Origin of the sequence: Methylobacterium sp. WL18 (assembly GCF_008040015.1) — a bacterium.
Lineage (GTDB): Bacteria > Pseudomonadota > Alphaproteobacteria > Rhizobiales > Beijerinckiaceae > Methylobacterium > Methylobacterium mesophilicum.
Window position 1 is genome coordinate 1 of sequence record NZ_VRVD01000564.1, and the last position, 3,099, is coordinate 3,099.

A 3,099-nucleotide genomic window follows, 5' to 3' on the forward strand; every position below is an offset into this window, starting at 1 on the left:
GCCAAGGCCCTCACCGAGGCGCGCGGCGCCGGCATCGTCACGGCCGGGCTGACCGCGAGCCCGGACCTGCACGCCCTGGTCCACCGCCTCAACGGCGCGCTCGGCAATACCGGGGCGACCCTGCGGCACACGATGCCCGTGGCCGAACAGGGTGCCGGGACGCTGGTGGACCTGGCGGAGGCGATGGAGCGCGGCGCCGTCAAGGCCCTGATCGCGCTCGGCGCCAACCCGGTCTACGACGCCCCGGGCGCCCTCGACTTCGCCGCCCGGATGGAGCGCGTGCCGCTCAAGATCCATGCCGGGCTCTACTACGACGAGACCGGTGCGCATGCCGACTGGCACCTGCCCGCCGCCCATCCGCTTGAGAGCTGGGGTGACGTCCGCTCCCTCGACGGCACGGTCGGGCTGATCCAGCCGACGGTGGCGCCGCTCTACAACGGCCGCACCCTCCAGGACATGCTGGCGTTCCTCACCGACGGACGCGGTGGCGAGGAAGGCGCCGACGCGCTCGCCCTGCTCAAGGGGCGCTGGCGGACCGAGGGCGAGGACCCGGCGGCGTTCGAGGCGCGCTTCTCCGATGCCCTGCGCCGGGGCTTCTGGCCCGACAGCGCGGCTGCGGCCGAGGATGTCGCGCTCACGCAGGAGGGCGGCGGTCCTCAGCCCTCTGCCCGGCCCCCCGCCCGATCCTCTGCCGAACCCGGGATCGAGGTGGTGTTCCGCCCGGATCCCACGGTCTGGGACGGCACCCACGCCGACCTCGCCTGGCTGCAGGAGCTGCCGAAGCCGCTCACCAAGGTCGTCTGGGAGAACGTCATCGCGCTCAGCCCGCATCTGGCCGAGCGGGAGGGCATCGCCACCGGCGACATCGTGCGGGTCGAGGCGGAGGGGCGCGCCGTCGAGGGCGCCGCCTGGATCCAGCCCGGCCAGGCCGCCGACACCGTGACGCTGAGCCTCGGCTACGGCCGCAGCGTGCCCGACCACCTGTCCAGCGGCCTCGGCTACGATGCCGCCGCCCTGCGCCCGACCGGGACGCCGTGGCGGCTGTCCGGCGCGCGGCTGACGAAGACCGGACGGCGCCGGATGCCGGCGACCACCCAGCATCTCGGCACGATGGAGGGGCAGGACATCGTCCGCGTCCAGGCGGTCGGTGCCGCGCCGGTGGGCGATCCCAAGGGCGCGCCGGCGCCGGCCTCGTTCTACCCGCCGCCGGAGAACCAGGACCGCTGGGTCGCGGCGCAATGGGGCATGGCGATCGACCTCGACGCCTGCACCGGCTGCAACGCCTGCGTCACCGCCTGCCAGGCGGAGAACAACATCCCGGTGGTCGGGCGCACCGAGGTCGAACTCGGCCGCTGGATGGGTTGGCTGCGGGTGGACCGCTACTACGCGGGCGGGCTCGATGCGCCGACGACGCAATTCCAGCCGGTGCCGTGCATGCATTGCGAGCAGGCGCCCTGCGAGGTCGGCTGCCCCGTCGAGGCGACCCTGCACGACAGCGAGGGCCTGAACCTGCAGGTCTACAACCGCTGCGTCGGGACCCGGACCTGCCAGAGCTACTGCCCGTACAAGGTCCGCCGCTTCAACTACCTGGACTATACCGGCGGCATGACCCCTGTGCAGCAGCAGCAGCGCAACCCCGAGGTCACGGTCCGGGCCCGCGGCGTCATGGAGAAGTGCACCTACTGCATCCAGCGCATCACGGCCGCCCGGATCACCTCGGCCAAGGACGCCCACGCGCCGATCCCGGACGGCGCCGTCGAGACCGCCTGCCAGGGCGCCTGCCCGACCCGGGCGATCACCTTCGGCAACGTCGCCGACCCGGGAAGCCAGGTCTCGGCCGCCCGCAAGGACACGCGGGAATACGCGCTACTGGGCCACCTCAACACGCGCCCGCGCACCACCTATCTCGCCGGACTGGCGCCCGCGTCCGATCCGACCGGACGGGAGGGCTGAGCATGGCCGGCGCGCTCGCAGGCGGTCCGCTGATCCGGCCGGAGGAAACCCTCCAGGGCATCGGCGGCGCGGTCACCGCGATTCCCCTGACGCATCCGCGCAACCGGCGCTGGTGGATCGCCTTCGCGGGGGCCGTGGCGCTGCTCGGCGTCTTCGGCTTCACCCTCGGCTACCTGCTCTACGCGGGGCCCGGGATCTGGGCCAACAACAACGCCGTCGTCTGGGCGCTGGACATCGCCAGCTACGATTGGTGGATCGGCGTCGCCTCCGGCAGCCTGCTGGTCTCGGCGGTGCTGCTGCTGCTCGGGGCGGAGTGGCGCGGGGCGGTGAACCGCATCGCCGAGACCCTGGCGCTGCTCGCCACCGCGGCGGCCGGCCTCTATCCGATCATCCATCTCGGCCGGCCGTGGTTCTTCTTCTGGAACCTGCCCTACCCCAACACCTACGACCTGTGGCCGCAGTTCCGCTCGCCGCTCCTGTGGGACGCGATCGACATCGTGGCCTTCCTGGTGATCTGCGTCAGCCTCTGGTTCATCGGCCTGCTGCCCGACCTCGCCACCCTGCGCGACCGCGCCTTCGGGGAGGCGATGCGCCAGGCCGACGCGAAGGCGCCGACCCGCCGGCTCGCCCTGCTGCGCGCCCAGGTCTACGGCATCGTCGCCTCCGGGTGGCGCGGGTCCGCGGCCCATTGGCAGATCTGGGTCCAGGCCTACCGGACGGTGGCGCTGCTCGGCGTGCTGCTGGTGGTCTCGGTCCAGACCGGCGCCTCGGTGATGCTGGCGGGCTCGCTGATGCCGGGCTGGCACAGCACGCTGCTGCCTGTGAGCTTCCTGGTGAACGCGGTCTATTCCGGCGTCGGCATGACGGCGGCGATCGTGGTGCTGATCCGCGTCGTCTACGGCCTCGACGCCCTGGTGAGCGTGCGCCACCTCGACGTCCTCGGCCGCCTGCTGCTCGGCCTCGGCTGCGCCAGCGCCTATTGCTACGCGGCCGAGTATTTCGACACGTTCCTCAACGGCGACCCGGAGGCGCGGGCGGTGCTGGTGCGGCGCATGACCGGCGACCACGCGCTGGTCTCCTGGACGGCAATCCTCCTGCTGGTCCTGCCCGCCCAGGCGTTGTGGTCGGCCCGGGCCCGCACGGCGC

Annotated in this window: 2 protein-coding genes; both read left to right on the top strand. The window is 72.8% G+C overall.

Translation table 11 applies throughout. The features are described from left to right. Positions 1–1,953 (top strand): 4Fe-4S dicluster domain-containing protein (locus FV228_RS25025; RefSeq protein WP_147857025.1); only part of this gene is annotated, 1,953 nt, incomplete at its 5' end. A 2-nt stretch (positions 1,954–1,955) separates the two neighbouring features. After that, positions 1,956–3,099: NrfD/PsrC family molybdoenzyme membrane anchor subunit (gene nrfD, locus FV228_RS25030; protein WP_187277896.1), on the top strand; the 1,144-nt coding region annotated here is incomplete at its 3' end.